At 69.8% G+C, this 22,439-nt stretch carries 18 protein-coding genes; 12 read left to right on the top strand and 6 right to left on the bottom strand.

Annotated elements, in window-relative coordinates; genetic code table 11:
• Nucleotides 1-115 precede the first annotated feature (115 nt).
• The 5 genes from ABD143_RS29725 to ABD143_RS29745 all read right to left on the bottom strand — a co-directional run bounded on the left by ABD143_RS29725 (nt 116) and on the right by ABD143_RS29745 (nt 7,373).
• A complete protein-coding gene (locus tag ABD143_RS29725; RefSeq protein ID WP_343984758.1) occupies nt 116-2,560 on the bottom strand; it encodes a GH92 family glycosyl hydrolase in 2,445 nt (814 codons plus the stop codon).
• 99 nt (nt 2,561-2,659) lie between these two features.
• Entirely contained in the window at nt 2,660-4,528 is a 1,869-nt protein-coding gene (locus ABD143_RS29730; protein ID WP_343984759.1) for a potassium transporter Kup, read from the bottom strand.
• A 265-nt stretch (nt 4,529-4,793) separates the two neighbouring features.
• Complete coding sequence (locus ABD143_RS29735; RefSeq protein WP_343984760.1) at nt 4,794-5,717, bottom strand: 1,4-dihydroxy-2-naphthoyl-CoA synthase; 924 nt, start codon at nt 5,715-5,717, stop codon at nt 4,794-4,796.
• A gap of 138 nt (nt 5,718-5,855) precedes the next feature.
• Complete coding sequence (locus tag ABD143_RS29740; protein ID WP_343984761.1) at nt 5,856-7,130, bottom strand: PP2C family protein-serine/threonine phosphatase; 1,275 nt, start codon at nt 7,128-7,130, stop codon at nt 5,856-5,858.
• 36 nt (nt 7,131-7,166) lie between these two features.
• Nucleotides 7,167-7,373, bottom strand: coding sequence for a DUF4177 domain-containing protein (locus ABD143_RS29745; protein WP_343984762.1), 207 nt, complete (start codon nt 7,371-7,373; stop codon nt 7,167-7,169).
• A gap of 237 nt (nt 7,374-7,610) precedes the next feature.
• Between ABD143_RS29745 and ABD143_RS29750 the strand changes: the two genes are divergently transcribed.
• From ABD143_RS29750 to ABD143_RS29780, 7 genes are read left to right on the top strand one after another with little or no spacing between them, the layout of a single operon-like run.
• Nucleotides 7,611-8,423, top strand: a complete 813-nt coding sequence (locus ABD143_RS29750) for an N-acyl homoserine lactonase family protein (RefSeq protein WP_343984763.1) — start codon at nt 7,611-7,613, stop codon at nt 8,421-8,423.
• Complete coding sequence (locus ABD143_RS29755; protein WP_343984764.1) at nt 8,420-9,715, top strand: hydroxyacid-oxoacid transhydrogenase; 1,296 nt, start codon at nt 8,420-8,422, stop codon at nt 9,713-9,715. Before ABD143_RS29750 ends, ABD143_RS29755 begins: the two co-directional genes overlap by 4 nt.
• A 5-nt stretch (nt 9,716-9,720) precedes the next feature.
• Nucleotides 9,721-10,143, top strand: a complete 423-nt coding sequence (locus ABD143_RS29760; RefSeq protein WP_343984765.1) for an FmdB family zinc ribbon protein — start codon at nt 9,721-9,723, stop codon at nt 10,141-10,143.
• A 5-nt stretch (nt 10,144-10,148) separates the two neighbouring features.
• Complete coding sequence (locus tag ABD143_RS29765; RefSeq protein ID WP_343984766.1) at nt 10,149-12,995, top strand: FAD-binding and (Fe-S)-binding domain-containing protein; 2,847 nt, start codon at nt 10,149-10,151, stop codon at nt 12,993-12,995.
• A 33-nt stretch (nt 12,996-13,028) separates the two neighbouring features.
• Nucleotides 13,029-13,868, top strand: coding sequence for a patatin-like phospholipase family protein (locus ABD143_RS29770; RefSeq protein ID WP_343984767.1), 840 nt, complete (start codon nt 13,029-13,031; stop codon nt 13,866-13,868).
• 29 nt (nt 13,869-13,897) lie between these two features.
• A complete protein-coding gene (locus tag ABD143_RS29775; RefSeq protein WP_343984768.1) occupies nt 13,898-14,725 on the top strand; it encodes an aldo/keto reductase in 828 nt (275 codons plus the stop codon).
• A gap of 57 nt (nt 14,726-14,782) precedes the next feature.
• Nucleotides 14,783-15,088 carry an adhesin gene (locus tag ABD143_RS29780; RefSeq protein WP_343984769.1) on the top strand — a complete coding sequence of 102 codons (306 nt, stop codon included), beginning with the start codon at nt 14,783-14,785 and terminating at the stop codon, nt 15,086-15,088.
• Nucleotides 15,089-15,153: 65 nt separating this feature from the next.
• Here ABD143_RS29780 and ABD143_RS29785 read toward each other — a convergent pair whose 3' ends face one another.
• Nucleotides 15,154-15,765, bottom strand: a complete 612-nt coding sequence (locus ABD143_RS29785; protein WP_343984770.1) for an SGNH/GDSL hydrolase family protein — start codon at nt 15,763-15,765, stop codon at nt 15,154-15,156.
• A gap of 43 nt (nt 15,766-15,808) precedes the next feature.
• On the opposite strand from ABD143_RS29785, the gene ABD143_RS29790 reads away from it, so the two are divergent.
• From ABD143_RS29790 to ABD143_RS29810, 5 genes are all read left to right on the top strand, one after another.
• Nucleotides 15,809-16,813 (top strand): aldo/keto reductase family protein, encoded by a 1,005-nt coding sequence (locus ABD143_RS29790; protein WP_343984771.1) that lies wholly within the window; start codon nt 15,809-15,811, stop codon nt 16,811-16,813.
• Between the two features lie 559 nt (nt 16,814-17,372).
• Nucleotides 17,373-17,522, top strand: coding sequence for a hypothetical protein (locus ABD143_RS29795; protein WP_343984772.1), 150 nt, complete (start codon nt 17,373-17,375; stop codon nt 17,520-17,522).
• Entirely contained in the window at nt 17,519-18,883 is a 1,365-nt protein-coding gene (locus ABD143_RS29800) for a glycosyltransferase (RefSeq protein ID WP_343984773.1), read from the top strand. Before ABD143_RS29795 ends, ABD143_RS29800 begins: the two co-directional genes overlap by 4 nt.
• Nucleotides 18,880-21,003, top strand: coding sequence for an acyltransferase family protein (locus ABD143_RS29805; protein WP_343984774.1), 2,124 nt, complete (start codon nt 18,880-18,882; stop codon nt 21,001-21,003). The genes ABD143_RS29800 and ABD143_RS29805 overlap by 4 nt, the downstream gene beginning before the upstream one ends.
• A gap of 29 nt (nt 21,004-21,032) precedes the next feature.
• Nucleotides 21,033-22,352: a UDP-glucose dehydrogenase family protein gene (locus ABD143_RS29810; RefSeq protein ID WP_343984775.1), complete on the top strand. Its 1,320-nt coding sequence runs from the start codon at nt 21,033-21,035 to the stop codon at nt 22,350-22,352.
• The last annotated feature ends 87 nt before the right edge of the window (nt 22,353-22,439 follow it).

The following is a 22,439-nucleotide window of genomic DNA, read 5'->3' on the forward strand; positions in this document are numbered from 1 at the left end:
ACCCTGCTGCGCCCACTGTGCCACCGCCGAACGACCCAGATGCGTGTACATAGGACGCGGGGAGCTGCAGGGGTGCCCTGCCCGATCTCACCGGTTCAGAAGGGTTCAGAAGGGTTCAGAAGGATGGCGGGACGTCGGCAGGGTTGGCGCCCCATGCAGTGTCTGGCGTGGAGGACAGCGTGTAGTCCAGAGTGCCGCCGGTGCTGACGAACGACTCCGGCAGCCATGCCCTGGTCGAGCCGCCACCGTTCACCTTCAGGCCGCTCACGTACTGAGTGTCCTTGGCGGCTCCTGGAGCGTTGATCTCGATGCGCTGCCCGGATGGCCGGTCGATCGTGATCCGCTCGAAGAGCGGGCTGGCCAGCACGAGTTCGGCGCGGCCAGGAATCATCGGGTACATGCCCATCGCCGACCAGACATACCACGAGGACAACTCCCCGAGGTCGTCGTTTCCGGCGATTCCGTCAGGTCCGGGTCCATACAGTTCGTTCACGGCGCGGCGGACCACTTGCTGCGTCTTGTACGGCGCGCCGGCGTAGTCGTAGAGGTACGGTGTCTGCAGCGTCGGCTCGTTGCCGAGGAATGCGTAGGGCTCCTTTGTCCCCGCGTTGAGCTTGGTGAAGAAGAAGTCGAGCCGCTGCCGCACCTTGTCGTTACCGCCCATCGCGGCGATGAGGCCCTGCCCGTTGTACGGGACCATCCAGGTGTACTGCGCACCGTTTCCTTCAACCCAATCGTTACCGCTCGCGGGATCATACGGATCGGTGAACGAACCGTCGCGGTTGCGTGGCTGGAGGTAGCCGGACGAGGGATTGAAAAGATTGCGCCAGTACTGTGCTCGCTTGGCGAACGTGTCGTGGGTGGCCGCGTCCCCGATCCGGCCGGCGAGCTGGGAAATGGCGAAGTCGGCACTCGTGTACTCCAGGGTCGTGGCTGCGGATCCCCACACCCCTGGTGCTCCGGGGGCGACATAACCGAGCCGCTGGTAGTCATCGAGCCCTGGGCGTTCCTCGTATCCCCTGGTCGGCTGGGTGGCGCCCCTGACCATGAGCTGTAAAGCCTTGGCGGCGTCGAAGTCTCTGGCGCCAAACGCGTGCATGTTCGACACGATGATGTGGTAAGGATCCCCGTTCATCACGCCCGTGTACCCATTGGTCACCGACCATCGGTCCCACGACCCGCCCTGCTCGGCGAAGTCCGCCATCGAGCGCGCGATATCGGAGGCCTCCTGCGGTGCGAGCAATCCGATGAGTTGTGACTCCGAACGATAGATATCCCAGCCGGACAAGTTGGAGAACTGCCTCCGGCCCTCCGGGGCGACGTGCACCCGCCCGTCGAATCCCAGGTACCTGCCGTCCGCATCGGAGATCACATTGGGATGCAGCAGCGAATGGTACAGCGCCGTGTAGAAGGTCGTGCGCTCCGCGTCGGAGCCACCCTGGATCTTGATGGTACTCAGTCGCTTGTTCCACTCGGCGCGAGCCGCGGCGGCGACCTCGTCGAATGTGCGACCGGTGTTCTCCGCCACGAGGTTCGCGGCGGCGCCGGCCAGGGAGACGAAGGAAAGGCCGACCTGCACGTTGACGGTTTGGGACATCAGATTGTCAAAGGTGACGAATGCCCCGGTACCAGGGCCGGCTGCGATGGTGTCCAATGCCTGCGCCGGCTGCGGCCCCACGACGCCGCGTTCAGCCGCCGCCTGGGCGGTCTTGGCAAGCAGCGCGGTAGCGTTGATCTTGGCTGGTGACCCACCAGTGGCCGCCGAAACTCCCGGCGTTACCGCACTGTCTTTCCAGGTACCGATCGAGGCGAACGGTCGGTCGAACTTGGCCTGGAAGTGCACGCGGTAGCGGTGGCCGGCACCGCAGAACCGGCCGCTGACCGCCCAGCCGCTGATCGTGTCCCGTCCGATAGTGGTCTGGGCGTCGTCTGTGCCCATGATCGAGCCCGAGGTGTTCACCAACAATGTCGCGATCTTGCCGGCCGGGTAGGTGAACCTGCCGGAGCCAGTGTGTTGCGTCGTGGTGAGTTCGACGTTCGCGCCGTTGTCCAGGGTCACCCCGTAGTAGCCGGGGCTCAGTTTCTCGTTCGCGTGCGAGAAGGTCGAGATGTACCGCGCGGGATCGGCCGCGGGTGCGGTCGGCACGTCACCGACTACCGGCATGAATGGAATGTCCTGGAAGGTGGAGCAGCCCGGCCCTGACAGATGGGTCAGGCTGAAGCCCTTGATCCTATTGTCATCATAGAAATAGCCGCCCGGCTGGTGTGTCGCCGTGTCCGGGCTCCACTGCACCATGCCGAAAGGCACGACCGCGCCAGGGAAGGTGTTGCCGGCCCCGCCGCCGGTCCCGAAATCCGGGCCGCCGGGTTTGGTGCCGATATGAGGGTTCACCCAGCGTGCCGAGTCGGCTACCGCTGCGGCTGGACTCGCGTCGGCAACGAGTGGCGTTCGCGCGGTGCTCATCATTGGTGCTACGGCGACGACGAGCATGGCGCCGAGCACCACGCCCGCCGCCCGGGTGCCTTTCGCTGCTTTCGGGTGGGCATCGTTGCGCTGCACGCCGCGCCTCCAATCCGACCATCGGCACGACCCGCTGGCAGACCCCTCCACGCCCCTTTGTCCCGGGCCGCTGACTGAACAGAGCTTCGACACGTGGCACTAGAGATCTACTTCTGCGCCAACGACAACGGTGCGGTCGTCAGGAAGGCAGAGGTACTCGGCCTGGCTCGATGCGTTGTGCGCCATTGCGATGAAGAGTCCCTTTCGCCAGGCCCGCATGCCGGGTCGGTCGCTGCGTCGCACCGTGATCCGAGATAGAAAGTATGACGCTTCATCGGAGTCGAGTCCGTCGCCCAACCCGCATTTATTGTCTTCGACGGCCCGGCGCAGCACCTCGGGGAAGTCCGTCCGATCCTGGAACCCGAAATCGGCGGCGACGTGCACGAGCCCGTCGCTGGGGTCGCCGATGGTCTCCGCGGTGAGCCGCTGCGACCACGGGATGTGCGGCACGTTCGTCGTCTCCCCGGAGATGATCACAACGCGCTCGTGCAGAACATGGACGTGCCGAAGGGTAGCCCGCAGCGCGAGCGGGGTCGTCTGTTTCGTGGCGTGCGGGAAAACCGCCACGCCGGGCACGCGAGGCACCTGATTCCTCTTCAGTGAGGCGATGAAGTCCGGCAGCGGTCCTTCGAGCTCGATCCGTCGCTTGGTGACGATCTCGCGTCCCCGCTGCCAGGTCGTCATGACCGTGAAGACGACGGCGGCGATGAGCAACGTCACCCAGCCGCCATGCTCTACCTTGGTCAGGTTGGCGGCGAAGTAGGTGAGCTCGATACCGCCGAACACGACACCGAAGAGCACGAGCCGCCAGGCCGGCCAGTGCCACGCAAAGCGGGCGACGGCCAGGAACAATGTGGTCGTGATCAGGAACGTCCCGGTCACCGCGACGCCGTAGGCCGTCGCCAGGCGCGTCGACGAGCCGAAGGTGAACATCAGCACCAGCACCGCAACGAACAAGCCCCAGTTGACGCCAGGAACGTAGACCTGGCCGACCTCCCGCGGCGACGTGTGTCGAATCCGCAGGTGCGGCAGGAAGCCCAGCCGGATCGCCTGGCTGGACACCGAGAAGGCCCCCGAGATGACCGCCTGCGAAGCGATGACGGTAGCCGCGGTGGCCAGCACGACCATGGGAAGTTGGGCCCACTGCGGCACCAGAAGGAAGAAGGGGTTGGCCCTCGTGGACGGGTTCTCGAGGATGAGCGCGCCCTGCGCGAGGTAGTTCAGCGTCAATGCCGGGAAAACGATCAGGAACCACGCCCGGCGGATGGGTGCGCGCCCGAAATGGCCCATGTCGGCGTACAGCGCCTCAGCGCCGGTGATGGCCAGCACGACGGCACCCATCGCGATGAACGCCGTGTACGGGTGGTCGGCGACGAAGCCGACCGCGTAGTTCGGCGACAACCCACGCAGGATGTACGGGTGTCCGATGACCTCGTGCAACCCGGCCACGGCGAGCGTGGCGAACCACAGCAGCATCACAGGCCCGAAGAGACCACCGACACGGTGCGTGCCCCAGTGTTGCACCGCGAACAACATCGCCAGGATCACGGTCGCGATCGGGACGACGAGGCCGGCCACACCGGGCGAAGTCACCTCGAGGCCCTCCACCGCTGACAGGACGGAGATCGCGGGGGTGATGACGCTGTCGCCGTAGAACAGCGACGCGCCGAGCACTCCCAGCGCCATGACGATCCCGCCCCGCCGGACCCCGGTTCGGCTCAACATGCCGCGGACGAGCGCTGCGAGTGCCATCACGCCGCCCTCGCCGTCGTTGTCCGCCCGCAGGATGAACACCACGTATTTGATCGACACGACCAAGGTGATCGACCAGAACACCAGCGAGACGATGCCGAACACGTCACCGGGCGTCGGAGCCACTGCCCCGTTGTCGAGGGAGAACACGGCCTGCATCGCGTACAGCGGGCTGGTGCCGATGTCGCCGAAAACGATGCCCAACGCGGCGAGCATCAGGCCGCCGCGCGCGCCATGACCGCGCCGGGACGGAGACTTCCCTGACCCGACATCGCCGACACCGTCGGCAGACGCTTCACCCGGCACCAAGTCGGTCACCGACCACTCATACCCATATCAGGCTGCCGGAACACTGAGACCGGATCCCGCACGATCTGGGCACCGCGGTCAACGTGTGCACGGTGGTGTTCGGCAACCTGAGCCGGGCGGCGACGCTACGCCCGGCTGTTGGAGGTTGTCGAGGCGTACCGTGTCGCGACGGTCAGTAGTGCCAGGGGTAGGGCGACCAGTCCGGCTCGCGCTTCTGCAGGAACGAGTCACGGCCTTCGACGGCCTCGTCGGTCATGTACGCCAGGCGCGTCGTCTCGCCCGCGAACAGCTGCTGCCCCACCAGCCCGTCGTCGGGGAGGTTGAAGGCGTACTTGAGCATGCGCTGCGCGGTCGGCGACTTCCGGTTGATCTCCGCTGCCCAGTCCAGCGCCACCGTCTCCAACTCCGCGTGCGGGACGACCGCGTTCACCATGCCCATCCGGTGGGCGTCGGCGGCGGAGTACTCGCGCCCGAGGAAGAAGACCTCGCGCGCGAACTTCTGCCCCACCTGCCGGGCCAGGTAGGCGGAGCCGTAGCCGGCGTCGAACGAGCCGACGTCGGCGTCCGTCTGCTTGAACCGGGCGTGCTCGGCGCTCGCCAGCGTCAGGTCGCAGACGACGTGCAGCGAGTGCCCGCCGCCCGCGGCCCAGCCCGGCACCACGGCGATCACGATCTTCGGCATGAACCGGATAAGCCGCTGGCACTCGAGGATGTGCAGCCGCCCGGCCCGCGCCGAGTCGACGGTCTCGGCGGTCTCGCCGTCGGCGTACTGGTAGCCGGTGCGGCCGCGGATACGCTGGTCACCGCCGGAGCAGAACGCCCAGCCGCCGTCCTTCGGGGACGGGCCGTTACCCGTGATCAGCACACACCCGACGTCCGGCGTCTGGCGGGCGTGGTCGAGCGCGCGGTAGAGCTCGTCGACGGTGCCGGGGCGGAAGGCGTTGCGCACCTCCGGCCGGTCGAACGCGATGCGCACGGTGCCCCGGCCCGGCCCGTCGACGATGGACCGGTGGTAGGTGATGTCTGTGAAGTCGAAGCCCTCGACGGGCCGCCATGCGGCCGGGTCGAAGATCTCGGACGGGGCGGCGGAGTCCACGTACCGACCCTAAGCGGTGCCTTGGGCGGGCCGGGGCGAGGACCACCGAATGCCTGGAAAGCCACGTTCAGGACCGCTAACGCCCTGATGTGGCTTTCCTGGCTGGGCTACCCACGGTCGCACCCGGGTCACGCGGGGTCAGGGAATGCGCGGCAGCAGCCGAGCGGCCGCGGAGCCAGACCACTCCACGAGCATGAGCGTGGCGTCGTCGTGCAGTTCGCTGCTGCGGTGCTCCCGCACGGCCTGCGCGAGCCTGCGCAGCGTCTCCGGCGCGGGGAGCCGGTCGGCGGCGGCGCGCTCGGCCAGCTCGACGAGCCGCTCGACCCCGAACTCGGTGCCATCCGCGTCGCGGGCCTCGACGACGCCGTCGCTGTGGAGCAGGAGCAGATCACCCGGCTCGAGGTACTCCTCGCCGACCTCCTGGGGTTGCGGCACCCATGAGGCGATCCGCCCGAACGGCATGCGCCGCCCGTCCCGGAGCTCGCGCACGGCCTTACCGCCGCGCAGCAGCACCGGCGCCGGGTGCCCGGCGTTGACGTAGCGCAGCCGCCCCGATCGCACGTCGAGGTGGGCGAGCACGCCGGTGACGAACCGGAAGTCCTCGAACTGCTCGATGAGCGAGGTGTCGATGCGGGCCGCGACGCCCAGCAGGTCGTCGCCCCCACGGCGGGCGGCCCGCGAGGCCGCGAGCGTGACGGAGGTGGTCAGCCCGGCGCTCAGGTCGTGCCCGGACGAGTCGAAGATCGAGAACTGGGCCTGGGTCGCGTCGAGGGCATAGTCGAAGGCGTCGCCGCTCACGTCGTAGGACGGTTCGAGCACCGCGGCGAGCGCGAGCTCCCGGCCGGCGACGGTGAGCGGTGGCAGGAGCTGCCACAGCAGCTCGCCGGCCACCGACATCGGGCGGGTGCGGCGGACGACGGGGAGCGTGTCGCTCTGCTCGAACTTCGAGGCGATCACGTGTGCCGTGAGGCCGGCCAGGACCGCGCAGTGCTTCTGGAGCACCGGGTCGGCAGGGTCGGCGCCCACCAGGAGCCCGAACCGGATGAGCCCGAGGCGCTCAACGCCGTCCACCAGCGGCACCCAGAGCACGGTTTCGCCGTCGTCGCGGTCGTCCAGCACCTCGTTGAGCTGGAACGCCCGTCCGGGCAGGGTGCCGTCGACGCGCACGGGGCCGTCGACGCGCACGGGGCCGTCGACGCGCACGGGGCCGTCGACTCGCACAGGGCCGTCGACGCGCGGCCGCAGGGGCCGCATCTCGACCTGGTCGTGGTCGACGAGGAACAGCTCGGCACTCAGGCCCGTTGGCACGAGCACCTTGTCCAGCAGTTCGGGGATGCCATCGCCGGTGACGAGGTGTGACCCGGTCACCAGCTCGGTGAGCACGTCCTGCCACACGGACCCCGGTTCGGACACGGCGCAGAACCTTAGCGCGGTTTCCGCGGTTTCGGCTCAACCCACCGGGCGTTCGAACGTGACGAGCAGCCCGTCCACCCCTCCCGGGCCGATCCGGCCCTTCACCTCGGTGGACGTGATCGCCCGGAGCTGCCAGCCCTTCGCGGCCTCGTCGTTCAGGATCCGTTCGAGCTTGTCGCCGGAGAGCTTCCCGCCGATCAGGCTCTCGCGTAGCTGGAGCACCCGGTACTCGTATCGCGCCATGCGCCCAGGCTGCCAGTAGCGCGGCGTGAGGCAGGTCCCGGTGGGGTGGACGTCGATCTGGACTGGACCGGGGGGACCTGATCTATAGACGGGTGCGCACGGATTGACGGGTGGCATGCCACGTGCCAACGTCGGCTCCACTGCCGCTGTCGGCCCGTGCAGTGTCCGCCGGTGTCACATCGGCAGCGCGCGTGTGCGGACGCGTGGACCAACGCCTCGAAGCCGAGAGGACCCACGATGGCGACTGCGAACAAGGTGAGCGTGATCCCCTGCGGTGCGATGACCGGTGACCTGACCTGGCTGCTACTCAAACCCGGTCGCTCGATCGTCGACCGCAGCAACAGGAACGCCCCCGCGCAGTGGGTCGATGTCCCGTCGCACTGTGTGCTCGTCGAGACCGACGAGGGCAAGATCCTCTGGGACACGAGCTGCCCGCGCGACTGGGAGGTCCGCTGGAAGCCGACCGGTCTCCAGGAGTTCTTCCCCTACGAGAAGGTCGGCGAGGACGAGTACCTGGACTCCCGGCTCAACCAGATGGGCGTCGGGCTCGACGAGATCGACTACGTGATCCTCTCGCACCTGCACTTCGACCATGCCGGCAACGTTCAGATGTTCAAGAACACGAACGCCACGCTCGTCTGCAACGAGAAGGAGCGCGACTTCGCGTTCGGCTTCGACGGGCTCTTCAACGGCGCGCACCTGAAGACCGACTACGAGGGCCTGGAGTTCCAGACCGTCTCCGGCGACACCGACTTCCTCCCCGGTGTGACGCTGATCGAGACGCCCGGCCACACCGTCGGCACCATGTCGATGCAGGTGGACCTGCCCGACAGCGGCACGATGATCTTCACCTCGGACGCGGTCTACATGGGCGACAGCTATGGCCCGCCCGTCACTCCCGCGGCGATCGTCAACAACCTCGAGGACTTCTACCGCTCCGTCGAGAAGCTGCGCGGTATTCAGGAGCAGACGAACGCGACCATGGTGTTCGGCCACGACGCCGAGCAGATCCACCAGCTGCGCGTGGCGCCGGAGGGCTCGTACACATGACTCTTCCGGACGTGAAGCTGACCGAGGAGACGATCTTCACGTGGGGCGCGCCGCCGCTGAAGTTCGGCGCGGGCGCCTCCGACGAGATCGGGTTCGAGATGGCCGGGTTCGGCGTGCAGCGGGTGCTGATCGTCACCGACCCGGGTATCCACGCCCTCGGCGCGCCGCAGCGCATCGCCGACAACCTCCGCCGCTACGGCATCGAGTCCGAGATCTTCGACGGCGTGCACGTCGAGCCCACCGACGACTCGATGAACAAGGCCACCGAATACGCACGGGCGCAGGGCCCGTGGGACGGGTTCGTCGCCGTCGGCGGCGGGTCGGCGATCGACACGGCCAAGGCCATCAACCTGCTGACCAGCCATCCCGGCGAGCTGATGGACTACATCAACAAGCCGATCGGCAACGCCAAGACCCCGCCGGGCCAGCTCAAGCCACTCGTCGCGATCCCCACGACGGCGGGCACCGGCTCGGAGTCCACCGCGATGTGCGTGCTGGACATCCTGTCGATGAAGGTCAAGACCGGCATCAGCCACTGGCGCCTGCGCCCCACGCTGGCCGTGATCGACCCGCTGCTGACGATGAGCCTGCCGCCTGAGGTCACGGCGGCGTCGGGCATGGACATCGTCTGCCACGCGGTGGAGAGCTACACGGCGCGGTACTACACCACGTTCGACCGGAAGAAGCCCGAGGAGCGGGTGACGTACTGCGGCTCGAACCCGGTGTCGGACCTGTGGTGCGAGAAGGCGATGACGCTGCTGGCGCAGTCCTTCCGCACCGCCGTGCACCACGGCGCGGACGACATCGAGGCCCGTTCGAACATGATGATGGCCGCCACCTTCGCGGGCATGGGCTTCGGCAACTCCGGTGTGCACATCCCGCACGCCAACGCCTACCCGATCGCCGGGATGGTGAAGGACTACCACCCCGCCGGCTACCCGGAGGAGGAGCCGATGGTGCCGCACGGCCAGTCGGTGTCCCTCACGGCGCCGGAGGCCTTCCGGTTCTCGTTCGAGAGCGAGCCGCAGCGGCACCTGCGTGCGGCGGCGCTGCTGGACCCGCGTGCGGACAAGGTCAACGACCAGCGCGAGCAGCTCCCGTCGGTGCTGATCTCGCTGATGCGTGACATCGGAATTCCGAACGGGATCGGCGGGGTCGGCTACACCGAGGCCGACGTGCCAGACCTCGTGCCCGGCACGATGAAGCAGCAGCGGCTGCTGGCGACCTGCCCGAAGACGCCGACCGAGGACGACATCGCCGCCATCCTCACCAACTCGGTCACGAACTGGTAGCCGAGATGCCGATCTACGAGTTCAAGTGCGGGTGCGGCCTTCGGTTCGAGCGGCTCACCCCGCTCGACGCGGCCGCGCCCGGCTGCCCGGAGTGCGGCGGCGAGACACGCAAGGTGCCGTCCGGCGTCGGCCTGGCCGGCGGCGGCCGGGCGGGCACGGGCCTGGCCAAGGAGCAGATGCCCCAGACCTGGCGGGGCACGTACGAGGGGAACCGGGAGTATGTCACCGGGTTACGGCGGCAGTGGGACCGCCGCCAGAAGCTGGAGGCGAAGCACCCCGAGCTGGCAGGTGACCAGCGCCCGATCATCGCGCACGAAGGCCGCTACCACGGGGCCCCGCTCCGTGCGGGGGACCCGGTCCTCGGGCACGGGCACGGGCACGGCCACGGGCACACGACGGACCCGACACCCCCCGCACCGTCAGACTGAGCAGCGTGCTGCCTCCTGATGCCGCCGACCTGCGCGCCGACCTGACCCGGGCCGTTCGCGGCCGCGTCCGGTTCGACACTGCGAGCCGGGCGATGTACTCCGCCGACGCGTCCAACTACCGCCGGGTGCCGATCGGCGTGGTCGCCCCGGTCGACGCCGACGACGTCGAAGCGGCGGTGTCGGTGTGCAACACGCACAAGGTGCCAGTGCTGCCCCGCGGCGCGGGCACCAGCATCGCGGGCCAGGCCGTCAACTCGGGCGTGGTGCTGGACTTCACCAAGCACCTGAACGGGGTGCTGGAGATCGATCCCGAAGCGCGGACCGCGCGCGTGGAGCCGGGACTCGTGCTCGACGCGCTGCGCGCCGCGGCCCGCCCGCACGGCCTGACCTTCGGGCCCGACCCGTCCACCCACAACCGCTGCACCCTGGGCGGGATGATCGGCAACAACGCCTGCGGCTCGCACTCCGTGGCATGGGGCAAGACGGTCGACAACGTGCACGCGCTCGACGTGCTCACCTACCGCGGCGAACGCATCTCCCTCGGCCCCGGAACGCCCGCGACCGGGCGCGTCCCGGACGCCCTCTACTCGCTGGCCGAGCGGCATGGCGCGCAGGTCCGCACGTCGTTCCCCGACCTCACCCGGCGCGTCTCCGGCTACAACCTCGACCAACTCCTGCCCGAGAACGGGTTCGACCTCGCCCGCGCGCTCGTCGGCACCGAGGGCACGTGCGTCACGGTGCTGGAAGCCACCGTCGGGCTGGTGGAGTCACCGCCCGCCCGCGCGCTGGCCGTGCTCGGCTTCCCGGACGCCTACCAGGCCGCGGACCACGTCACGGTGGTTCGCGAGCTCGGGCCGCTGACCATCGAGGGCATGGACGCCGGGCTGATCGCCGCCCTGCGCGCGTCCAATCCGGTCGAGACGGCATCGCGCGCTCTTCCCGACGGCAGTGGCTGGCTCTACGTCGAGACGGGCGGGGCCACGCGAGAAGAAGCCGAGGCGGCCGCGCACGCCGTCGTCACTGCGATGAGGCCGTACGGCCCGACGAGCGTGGTGGTGGGCGACCCGGCGCAGATGCGGGCGCTGTGGCGCATCCGGGAGGACGGCGCCGGGATCCTGACCCGCTCGCCGGACGGCGGCGAGGCGTGGCCCGGCTGGGAGGACACCGCCGTGCCGCCCGAGCGGTTCGGCGCCTACCTGCGGGAGTTCGACGCGCTGATGGCCGGCCACGGCCGCAAGGGCGCGTACTACGGCCACTTCGGCGACGGCTGCCTGCACGTCCGGATCGACTTCGACCTGCTCACCCGTGCCGGGATCGCGAACTTCCGCAGCTTCATGGAGGACGCCGCCGACCTCGTCGTCGCGCACGGCGGGTCGCTATCCGGTGAGCACGGCGACGGCGTGGCCCGCGCGGAGTTGCTGCCCCGGATGTACCCGCCGGAGATCATCGGCGCGTTCGAGGAGTTCAAGGGCATCTGGGACCCTGACGACCGGATGAACCCCGGCCGGGTCGTGCGACCGGCGAAGCTCGACGAGGACCTGCGCGTCTTCGTCGGGATGCCGACCCTGCGCGACGAGCCGGAGCTCGCGTTCCGGCACGACCGCGGCTCGTTCACCCGCGCGACCCGCCGGTGCCTCGGCGTGGGCAAGTGCGTCACCGACCACGGCGGCGTGATGTGCCCGAGCTACCGGGCCACCGGCGAGGAGATGCACTCGACGCGCGGGCGGGCGCGGCTGTTGTTCGAGATGGCAAACGGGCAGGTCGTCACCGGCGGCTGGCAGTCACCGGAGGTCGCGGAGGCGCTGGACCTGTGCCTGTCGTGCAAGGGCTGCAAACGCGACTGCCCGGTGGGCGTCGACATGGCGGCGTACAAGACGGAGTTCCTGGCGAAGCGGTACAAGGGCAGGCGCCGCCCCGCATCGCACTACTCGATGGGCGCGCTGCCGCGGTGGCTGAAGCTGGTGGGGAAGCTCCCGGCGCGGGCGATCGAGGCGCTGAACAAGGCGGCGAACGGCCCGCTGGGGACGGCGGCGAAGCGAGCAGGTGGCATAGCGGCAGAACGCGAGATCCCGAAACTGGCGAGCCGCCGCTTCACCTCCCACCGGTTCAGGAAACCCACATTCACTGGCGAGCGGGGGCGGGTGCTGCTGTGGCCTGACACCTTCACCGATCACTTCGATCCCGGCATCGCCCGGGACGCCGTCGCCGTGCTGTCCGCGCTCGGCTACACGGTCGAGCTGCCGCCGCGGTCGGTCTGCTGCGGGCTCACCTGGACCTCCACCGGCCAGGTCGACGCCGCCCGCCGGGTGCTGCGCCGCAGCCTCCGCACGATCGAGCCGTGGCTCGCCGCAGGTGTCCCCGTCGTGGGGCTGGAGCCCTCCTGCACGGCGGCACTGCGCTCGGATGGACTGGAGCTGCTGCCCGACGAGCCGCTCGCCGCCGCGCTGGCCGACGGCGTCCGCACTTTCGCGGAGGTGCTCGCCGACCACACCGACGAGCTGCGCGAACGGGCGGACGGGGCGACGCGGAGGGCGCTCGTGCAGGTGCACTGCCACCAGCACGCCGAGCTGGGCACCGAGGACGACCGGGCTGTGATGGCGGCGCTGGGCGTCGAGGCGGAGGTGCTCGACTCCGGCTGCTGCGGCCTGGCCGGCAACTTCGGCTTCGAGAAGGGCCACTACGACGTCTCGATGGCGTGCGCGGAGCGGGTGCTGCTCCCTGCGGTGCGGGCGGCCGACCCGGACGTCGCCGTGCTGGCCGACGGCTTCAGCTGCCGCACCCAGCTCCGCCAGGCGGGCACGCGGGAGCCGCTGCACCTCGCGCAGCTGGCTGCGAGAACCCTGGGCCTCTGACGGCGGGTGCGGCGTGCGTAGGAGGATCCGGGGATGGCTGAACGTGCGCTGGTGCTGGGCGGCGGGGGGATCACCGGGATCGCGTGGGAGCTGGGGATGATCTCGGCGCTTCGGGAGCTCGGCGTGGACCTGACCGGCGCCGACCTGATCGTCGGAACGTCCGCGGGGTCCGTCGTCGGCGCGCAGATCGCCACCGGCGTCGACCCGCAGGAGCGCTACGAGGCGCAGCTTGCGCCGCCAGACGGGGAGCTGGCCGCCGCGCTGGGCCGCGGCACGATGCTGCGGATGGGGCTGGCGATGATCGGGCCGCGCGACCCACAGCGGGTGCGGGCGCGGATCGGCCGGGTCGCGCTGCGAGCGAGCCGCGTGCCGGAGGCGGAGCGGATCGCCGTGATCGGGCGGCGCCTTCCCGTGCACGAGTGGCCGCAGCGGGCGCTCAAGGTGGCGGCCGTGGACGCGCACACCGGCGAGTTCGTCGCCCTCGACCGCGACTCCGGTGTGCCGCTGGTGGAGGCGGTGGCGGCGAGCTGCGCCGTGCCTGGCGTCTGGCCTCCGGTGACCACGGGCGGACGCCGCTTCATCGACGGTGGAATGCGTTCCCCCGCCAACGCCGACCTCGCTTCCGGCTCCGACCGGGTGGTCGTGCTCGCGCCGCTGGTGCGCGGCTTCGGCCCGATGGTCGGGGTGGCCGCCCAGACCGCGCAGCTGCGTGCGGCCGGCGCGGAGGTGGCGCTGGTCAGCCCGGACGCCGCGGCCCTCACCGCGATCGGCCGCAACGTGCTCGACCCGGCGCACCGCGCCGCCGCCGCCCGGGCCGGACGGGCGCAGGCCACCGCCGCGGCGGAGGCCGTCGCCGCTGTCTGGAACCGTTAGGGCGCGTCCGCCGCGGGTAGCCTCCGGCCATGTCGCAGGTACCGCACGTCCGGCTCAACAACGGTGTGTCCATCCCGCAGATCGGGTTCGGCGTCTTCCAGATCCCACCGGAGCGCACAGCCGACGCGGTGCGCGTGGCACTGGACGCGGGATACCGCCACATCGACACCGCGCAGGGCTACGGCAACGAGGAGGGCGTCGGGCAGGCCGTCCGGGAGTCCGGGCTGCGGCGCGGCGACGTGTTCGTCACCACGAAACTCGCCAACGACCGGCACGGCTACAAGGAAGCGATCGTCGCGCTGGACGAGAGCCTGGAGCGCCTCGGGTTCGACCACGTCGATCTCTACCTGATCCACTGGCCGCGCCCGCGCGCCGACCGCTACGTGGAGACGTGGCGCGCGTTCGAGAAGGTCGCCGCGGCCGGCAAGGCCCGGGCCATCGGCGTCTCCAACTTCCAGATCCCGCACCTGAGGCGGCTGGCGGCCGCGAGCGAGACCGTCCCTGCCGTCAACCAGATCGAGCTGCACCCGTACCTCGTGCAGGCGGAGCTGCGCGACTACCACCGCACGCACGGCATCGCCACCGAGGCGTGGAGCCCGCTGGCGAAGGGTGGTGACCTGCTCCAGGAGCCGGTGATCGTCGCGCTGGCCGAGAAGTACGGCAAGACGCCCGCGCAGGTGGTGCTGCGCTGGCACCTGCAGCTCGGCAACATCGCGATCCCCAAGTCGGTCACGCCGGAACGGGTGCGGGAGAACATCGACCTGTTCGACTTCGAGCTCGACAACGACGACGTCAGCGCGATCGAGGAGATGGGACGGTTCCTCCGTACCGGGCCGGATCCCGACCTCTTCGGCTGAGGCCATCCGGCCACCCCACCCTGCAGCTCGGCTCCCTTGGGCCTAACGTGGTCCGGCATGTTGGCAATCACCGATCTCGCGGCCGAGGCCATCAAGACCCTGACGAACGACGCCGAGCTGCCAGAGGGTGGCGGGCTGCGCATCTCCGCCCCCGACCCACAGCAGGGCCTCGAGCTCTCCCTCGCCGGCCAACCTGCCACGGACGACGTCGTCCTTGCAGGTGAGGGGGTCAGCGTGTTCCTCGAGCCGGTGGCGGCGGAGGTGCTCGACGACAAGGTGCTCGACGTCCAGCCGGTGGCGAACGCCGACGGCGAGCAAGAACTGAGATTCGCGATCGCGCCGCAGGACCCCCCAGAGGCCTGACCCCCTTCGACCACCCGGCGGGGTGGCTCCTCCCAACGTCGGGAGGAGCCACCCCGCCGTTTTCGTCAGGCCGGTGAAGCGGTGCGGACCGTCTCCAGCCACACTTCGGCCAGCGTGCGGTGGCCCTCGTCCGTCGGGTGCACGCCGTCGTCGGCCAGCGTGGCGGCGCCGACCTCCTCGGCCCGCTTCCGCAGCTCCCGGTCCGCCGTGACGAGCACCGCCCCGTGGCGGGCCGCCAGCCGGTGGACCACGGCGATCCGCTCCTCGACGTCCGGCCGCCAGCCCTCCTGGTCCGGTGAGACCGGCAGCACGAACGGCTCCACGAGCACGAGCCGCGGCCCGTCCAGGGTGGTGAGCAGGCGGTCGTACCTGGCCTCGAACTCCGGCACCGGGCTCGGCATCCCACGGTCGAAGCGGCGCCAGGTGTCGTTGATGCCGATGAGCACCGAGACCAGGCCGGCGTGGTGGGCAACGACGTCGCCCGGCCAGCGCCGTTCCAGGTCGACGAGCCGGTCGCCGCTGAGCCCCGTGTTGATGATCCGCGGCGCCGGGTCGCCCAGCTCCTGTTCGATCATCCGTACGTAGCCGCGGCCGATGCCGCGCGGGTCGGCGCGACGCCCGCAGTCGGTGACGCTGTCGCCCGTGAACACGATCGTGCCGACGTCCTGCAGTTCCATGCACGCTCCTTTGCCCAACTTGTCAGAGGACTAGTGTCGCGGTGTGGAATTTCGTTACCTCGGCGCCTCCGGGCTGAAGATCTCGCAGATCACCTACGGAAACTGGCTCACCCACGGCTCGCAGGTGGAGAACGACGCGGCGCTCGCCTGCGTCCGCGCCGCCCTCGATGCCGGCATCACCACCTTCGACACTGCCGACGGCTACGCCAACGGCGCGGCCGAGACGGTTCTCGGCGAGGCGCTCAAGGGTGAGCGCCGGCAGTCGCTGGAGATCCTGACCAAGGTCTACTGGCCGACGGGCCCGAGGGGGCACAACGACAGCGGCCTCTCCCGCAAGCACATCATGGAGTCGATCGACGCCAGCCTCACCCGGCTGCAGACCGGCTACGTCGACCTCTACCAGGCCCACCGCTACGACTTCGAGACGCCGCTCGAGGAGACGATGCAGGCGTTCGCCGACGTCGTGCGGGCGGGCAAGGCGCTCTACATCGGCGTGAGCGAGTGGACGGCCGACCAGCTGCGCGCCGGTCAGGCGCTGGCGGCCGACCTGGGCATCAAGATCGTGTCCAACCAGCCGCAGTACTCGGCGCTGTACCGGGTGATCGAGGAGCAGGTCGTCCCGACGTCGGCGGAGCTCGGCATCAGCCAGATCGTCTTCTCGCCGATCGCGCAGGGCGTGCTCACCGGAAAGTACAAGCCCGGCGCCGCGCCGCCGCCCGGTTCGCGGGCGACGGACGAGAAGGGCGGGGCCAACATGATCAAGCGGTGGCTCGACGACACCACGCTCACCCGGGTGCAGCAGCTGGAGCCGGTCGCCGCGGACCTCGGTCTGACGATGGCCCAGCTCGCGGTGGCGTGGGTGCTGCAGAACGAGAACGTGGCTTCGGCGATCATCGGCGCGTCCCGCCCGGAGCAGGTCACCGACAACGTCGGCGCCCTCGGCGTCACCCTCGAGGGCGACGTGCTCAAGCGCATCGACGAGGCGCTCGGCCAGGCTGTGGAGCGCGACCCGGCCCTCACGCAGTCGCCGCCGACCCGCCCGAGCTGATGATCGCGTGGGGTGTGCACCCACCGCACGTGCGACGGGTGCACACCCCACGGTCGAACCCACTACCCAGCGCGTACACCGCATACAGAATCCGCTACGTTCTGTAGTCGCCCTCTTGAGTCTCCACGATCGGGGGCGCAGTTTGTTCACGACTTTGTCATCCAGCGGACAACACCGCAGGTCACGGCGTCGTCGCCAGTCGTGACCGCCATCGAGGCGGATTGCCCCTCCCGTGCACCTGCACGATCGATGACATCGCAACCGCCGGCGTAACCCATCCGGGTGGTGCTTTCCCCCGAGTTTACCGCCGGTCGAGCGCATGAGAACCGGCTAATGCCCTGATCGGACCAAGTCTCCGTCGGACGAAGCGTTCAAACCGGACGCCGACCGTCACAATGAGTGCTTTACGGCCGAATGGCCTAGCGCTAGCGTCCGCCAACTGAGTGATGGGGACGCCGAGCCCAGGCGGGCCCACCACTCGGGCGCGGGGCCGTCGACGACGTGGTCGCACTCCGCCCCGCACGCGCCTCAGCGACCACTCGCCCCGCCGGGAGACTTCATGTCCGCCGCAGTGCCCTCTGCGCCTCTCGACCCCCCGAACGCCGACGTCCTGACTATCGCCGGTCTCAGCGGTCCGTTACTCGTGATGGTCGCGATCCTCGCGATCCTCGGCGTCCTGCTCGTGATCAACCGGTTGCCGAAGCGATGACGGAGGCCCAGCCAAGGATCACCACGAGGCTCCGCCGCTACCTGCCGCTGATCGGCGCGCTGCTCCTGCTCGGCTGCTCGATCATCGCGACGCGGCACTTCAGCCAGTACATCACCGGCCAGACGTCGGTCTTCATCTTCGTCGCGTACCTGTCGTTCATCTACCTGGCGTTCACGCTGTGGATGGCGCACACGCACGAGGACTTCGTCGCTACCGACCCGGAGAGCATCGCCTACCTCGCCGGCCTGCGTGTGAGCGTCGTGATGCCGGTTTACAACGAGGACCCGGAGACGTTCCGGCGGGCCCTGGAGTCCATCGCGGCGCAGACCCGGCCCGTGCAGCGGCTGCACGTCGTGGACGACGGCAGCAAGACGCGGGCGTGCGCCGAGGAGATGGAGCGGTTCATCGCCGCCCACCCGGAACTCGACGCCGCGTACACCTACGTCAGCAACAACGGCAAGCGCGAGGCGCAGGCGGTGGCGTTCCGGACCGACCCGGCTGCCGACATCTTCGTGACGATGGACTCCGACACGATCCTGGATGAGCGGGCGATCGAGAACGGGTTGCAGCCGTTCGCCAAGCCCAAGGTGATGTCGGTGGCCGGGATGCTGATCGGCCTCAACCGCCGCCACAGCCTGCTCACCCGTCTGGTCGACCTCGGCTACACGAACTCCACGCTCAACACCAGGGCCTGCCACTCGCGGCTCGGCAGCGTGTGCGTCAACCAGGGACCGCTGGCGTTCTACCGGGCCTTCATCCTGCGCAAGTACCTCGACGTCTACCTGAACCACACGTTCCTCGGCCGCCGCGTGGTGAGCGGGGACGACCGGATGCTCACGAACTTCTCCCTGCTCGAAGGGGAGACCGTGATGCAGCAGTCGGCCGTAGGCGCCACCCTGCTCCCCACCTCCATCGGCCACCTCACGCGGCAGCGCATCCGCTGGTCGCGCTCGTTCTTCCGTGGCGGTATGTGGCTCATCCGGCACCTGCCGGCCAACCGGACGGCCTGGTGGCTGATGGCGTGGCGGTACGTCGCGTTCTGCCTGTTCACGGTGATGTACCCGACGATCCTGCTCATCCAGCCCGCGATCGAGGGCTACCTGCCGATCGCGTTCTTCGTCTACGTCGGGCTGCTCAGCTACGCGAAGTCGCTGCGCTACCTCACCATCCGCCGGGCGGACGAGACCATCTGGTCACAGCTCGTCACCTACGCGATGGCGCCACTGTCGACGCTGCTGCACCTGTACCTGAGCACCCTGCTCCGGTACGTGGGGCTGCTGAGCGTGCAGTCGACCGGCTGGGGAACGCGCCAGAGCGTCGAGGTCGGGTTCACCATCGCGTCCGGGTCGGCGAAGGCATGAGCGCGACCACGGATACGGCGGCCCGGGGCACGGACGTCGCCGAGAAGTCGCCGGGCATCCACTACTACATCGCCCCGCCGCCGCTGCCCCGCCCGACGACGCGCGGTTCGTTCCGGCGAGACATCCAGGGTATGCGGGCGATCGCGGTGCTCGCCGTGGTGCTCTCGCACGCCGGCGTCGCCGGGCTCACCGGTGGCTACGTCGGGGTCGACGTCTTCTTCGTCATCTCCGGCTATCTGATCACCGACCACCTGCTGCGCGAGCTCGACGCGACCGGACGGATCCGCTTCGGGCGCTTCTACGCGCGGCGGATCCGCAGGCTGCTCCCCGCCGCCGTCACGGTCGTGGTCGTCACCGGCGTGTTCACGTACCTGTTCGAGTCGTCGCTGGCGGCGCGGAACCTCGCCCGCGACGCGCTCTGGGCCGCGGCGAACGCGATGAACATCAAGCTCGCCGTCGACGGCACCGACTACTTCGCGTCCGAGAGCGCCCCGTCGGTGCTGCAGCACTTCTGGTCGCTGGCCGTCGAGGAGCAGTTCTACCTGGTGTGGCCGCTACTGCTGCTCCTCTGCGGGGTCCTGCTGGCCCGCAGGCGGGGGACGCCGGGGTACTCGCGGCGTGGCGTCGGGGCCGGGCTCGGCCTGGTGCTGGTGGTCTCGCTCGCCCTGTCGATCTGGCAGACCGGGGTGGCTCAGTCCTGGGCCTACTTCGGGTCGCACACCAGGGCGTGGGAGCTCGCGGCAGGCGCGCTGGTGGCGTTCGCCCTGCCGGTGCTACGGCGGATCCCCGCCGTGCTCGGCCACTCGCTGTCCTGGCTCGGGCTCGTGATGATCGTCGCGGCCGTGCTGACGTTCACCGAGGAGACCCCTTTCCCGGGGTACGCCGCGCTGGTCCCGGTGCTGGGCAGCGTGCTGGTCGTGGCAGGCGGCTCGGTGGCCACCCCCGGCGGGGCGGAGCGGCTTCTCGGGCTGCGCCCGTTCCAGGCGGTCGGGGCGGTGTCCTACAGCTGGTACCTGTGGCACTGGCCGGTGCTGGTCCTGATGCCCGCCGCGCTCGGGTGGGAGCCGACCACGCTCAACAACCTGTTCGTGGTCGTCATCGCCCTGCTCATCTCGATCATCACGTACACGAACGTCGAGAACCCGCTGCGCACCGCGCGGTGGGTCGCCGCGACCGGCCGGGGACTGCTGCTCGGGCTCACGCTCACCGTGACGCTGGCCCTCACGGCCACGGCCGCGCTGGTGGCGTTGCCTCCTGTCATCGGTGCGGGGGTGCCGATCGACATCCGGCCCGGTGACGTCACGGTCGTGCGGGACTCGCTCGGCTTCCGCGCCGTCCCCGTGAACCTGACGCCGCCCGTCGAGCAGGCGCCCGACGACGTCCCGGCCTCCCGTGGCAACCAGTGCCACCTGCAGCTGCTCGAGGACCAGGTCCGGCAGCCGTGCGACTACGGCGATCCCACCGGGGCACGGAGCATGGTGCTGTTCGGCGACTCGCACGCCGACGCGTGGCTCCCCGCGATCGAGCAGATCGCCGGCGGCAACGGGTATCGGCTCTTCTCGCGCACCAAGGCCGCCTGCCCGGCCGTCGACATCGTCGTGCGCGACGGGGACCTCGGCCGCGAGTACACCGAGTGCGAGACCTGGCGGCGGCAGGTGATGGCGGAGATCGCCACGATCGACCCGGCCGTCGTCGTGATGAGCGGCTCGGCAGGCGTCGGCAACCAGTCGGCCGCCGACTGGGCCCGGGCGACCACGACCACCGTCTCGGCCCTCGCCGAACAGGGCATCCGGGTCGTCTACATCGTGGACACCCCGCGCCGGGGGGGTGACCAACCGGGGCCGGACTGCGTGGCGGCGCACCTCGACGACGTGTCGAACTGCATCACGCCACTGGCTGAGGCCCAGCCGTTCCGGGGCATCTCGACCGCGATCTCCACGGCGGTGGCGCGCTCCGGGGGAGTGATCATCGACCCCACCTCGTGGTTCTGCGCCGACGACCAATGCCCCTCGGTCATCGGCAACTACCTCGTCTACCGCGACCAGTCGCACGTGACGGCCAGCTACATGCGGTTCTTGGCGCCCGAACTGGAGCAGCTGCTCCCTCTCGACGCCCGATAGTCGATCTGGAGAGGACTGGGGTTCGTCCCATGAAGATGTCAGTCATCGGTTGCGGGTACCTGGGCGCCGTACACGCTGCGGCGATGGCGGAGCTCGGCCACGAGGTGGTCGGCGTCGACGTCGAGCAGGCGAAGGTCGACGCGCTGTCGGCCTCCCGGCCGCCGTTCTACGAGCCCGGGTTCGAGGAGTTGCTGGGCCGCGCGATGGAGTTGGGGCGGTTGTCGTTCAGCACGGACATCTCCGCCGCGGCGGGCTCGCGCGTGCACTTCGTGTGCGTGGGCACGCCGCAGCGGCGCGGCGAGTACGGGGCCGACCTGCAGTACGTCCATTCCGCCACGGAGGCGCTGCTGGAGGTCCTCAACCCGGGAGAGGTCGTCGTCGGAAAGTCGACCGTGCCGGTGGGGACGGCCGCGGAGCTGGCCGAGGTCGTCACGGGGAAGGTGCCGGGAGCGCTCCTGGCGTGGAACCCGGAGTTCCTGCGCGAAGGCTTCGCCGTGCAGGACACCCTGCACCCGGACCGCCTCGTCTACGGCCTGCCGGAGGGCACGGGCGGGGAGGCGGCCTGCTCCGTGCTCGACGAGGTCTACGCGCGGATCGTCGAGGCCGGGACGCCGAAGGTCGTCACCGACTACGCGACGGCGGAGATGGTGAAGGTCGCCGCGAACTCGTTCCTCGCCACCAAGATCTCCTTCATCAACGCGATGGCGGAGCTGTGCGAGGCCACTGGTGCCGACGTCAAGCAGCTGGCCGACGCCATCGGGCACGACGATCGGATCGGGCGCAAGTTCCTCAACGCCGGGCTCGGTTTCGGCGGCGGGTGCCTGCCGAAGGACATCCGGGCGTTCATGGCGCGCGCCGGCGAGCTGGGCGCCGACCAGGCACTGACGTTCCTCCGGGAGGTCGACAGCATCAACATGCGGCGCCGGATCCGGATGGTCGAGCTCGCCCGTGAGGTGTGCGACGGGTCGCTGATGGGCAAGCGGATCACGGTTCTGGGCGCGGCGTTCAAGCCGATGAGCGACGACATCCGCGACTCGCCTGCGCTCAACGTCGCCGCTCAGCTGCAGCTGCGGGGCGCCAACGTGTGTGTGACCGACCCGGCCGCGCTGGACAACTGCCGGCGGAGCTGGCCGCAACTGGACTATGCGGCAACCCCGCAGGAGGCCGCCGACCGTGCCGACGCGGTGCTGCTGCTCACCGAGTGGCAGGAGTACCAGGACCTCGACCCCGTCGAGTTCGGCGGCGTCGTCCGGCAGCGGCGGGTGCTCGACGGGCGCAATGCGCTGGACCGGGACAAGTGGGAGGCGGCCGGCTGGGCCTATCGGGCATTGGGACGGCGTGCCGCCTGAGTTGCACCGGCACGACCCACCGCGCGCCGGAAGGGGCTTGCTTCTGGGGGCCCGCCACCAGGCTCTGCACACACATACGCACCCGGT

The organism is Pseudonocardia aurantiaca (assembly GCF_039526725.1).
Taxonomy (GTDB): Bacteria; Actinomycetota; Actinomycetes; order Mycobacteriales; family Pseudonocardiaceae; genus Pseudonocardia; species Pseudonocardia aurantiaca.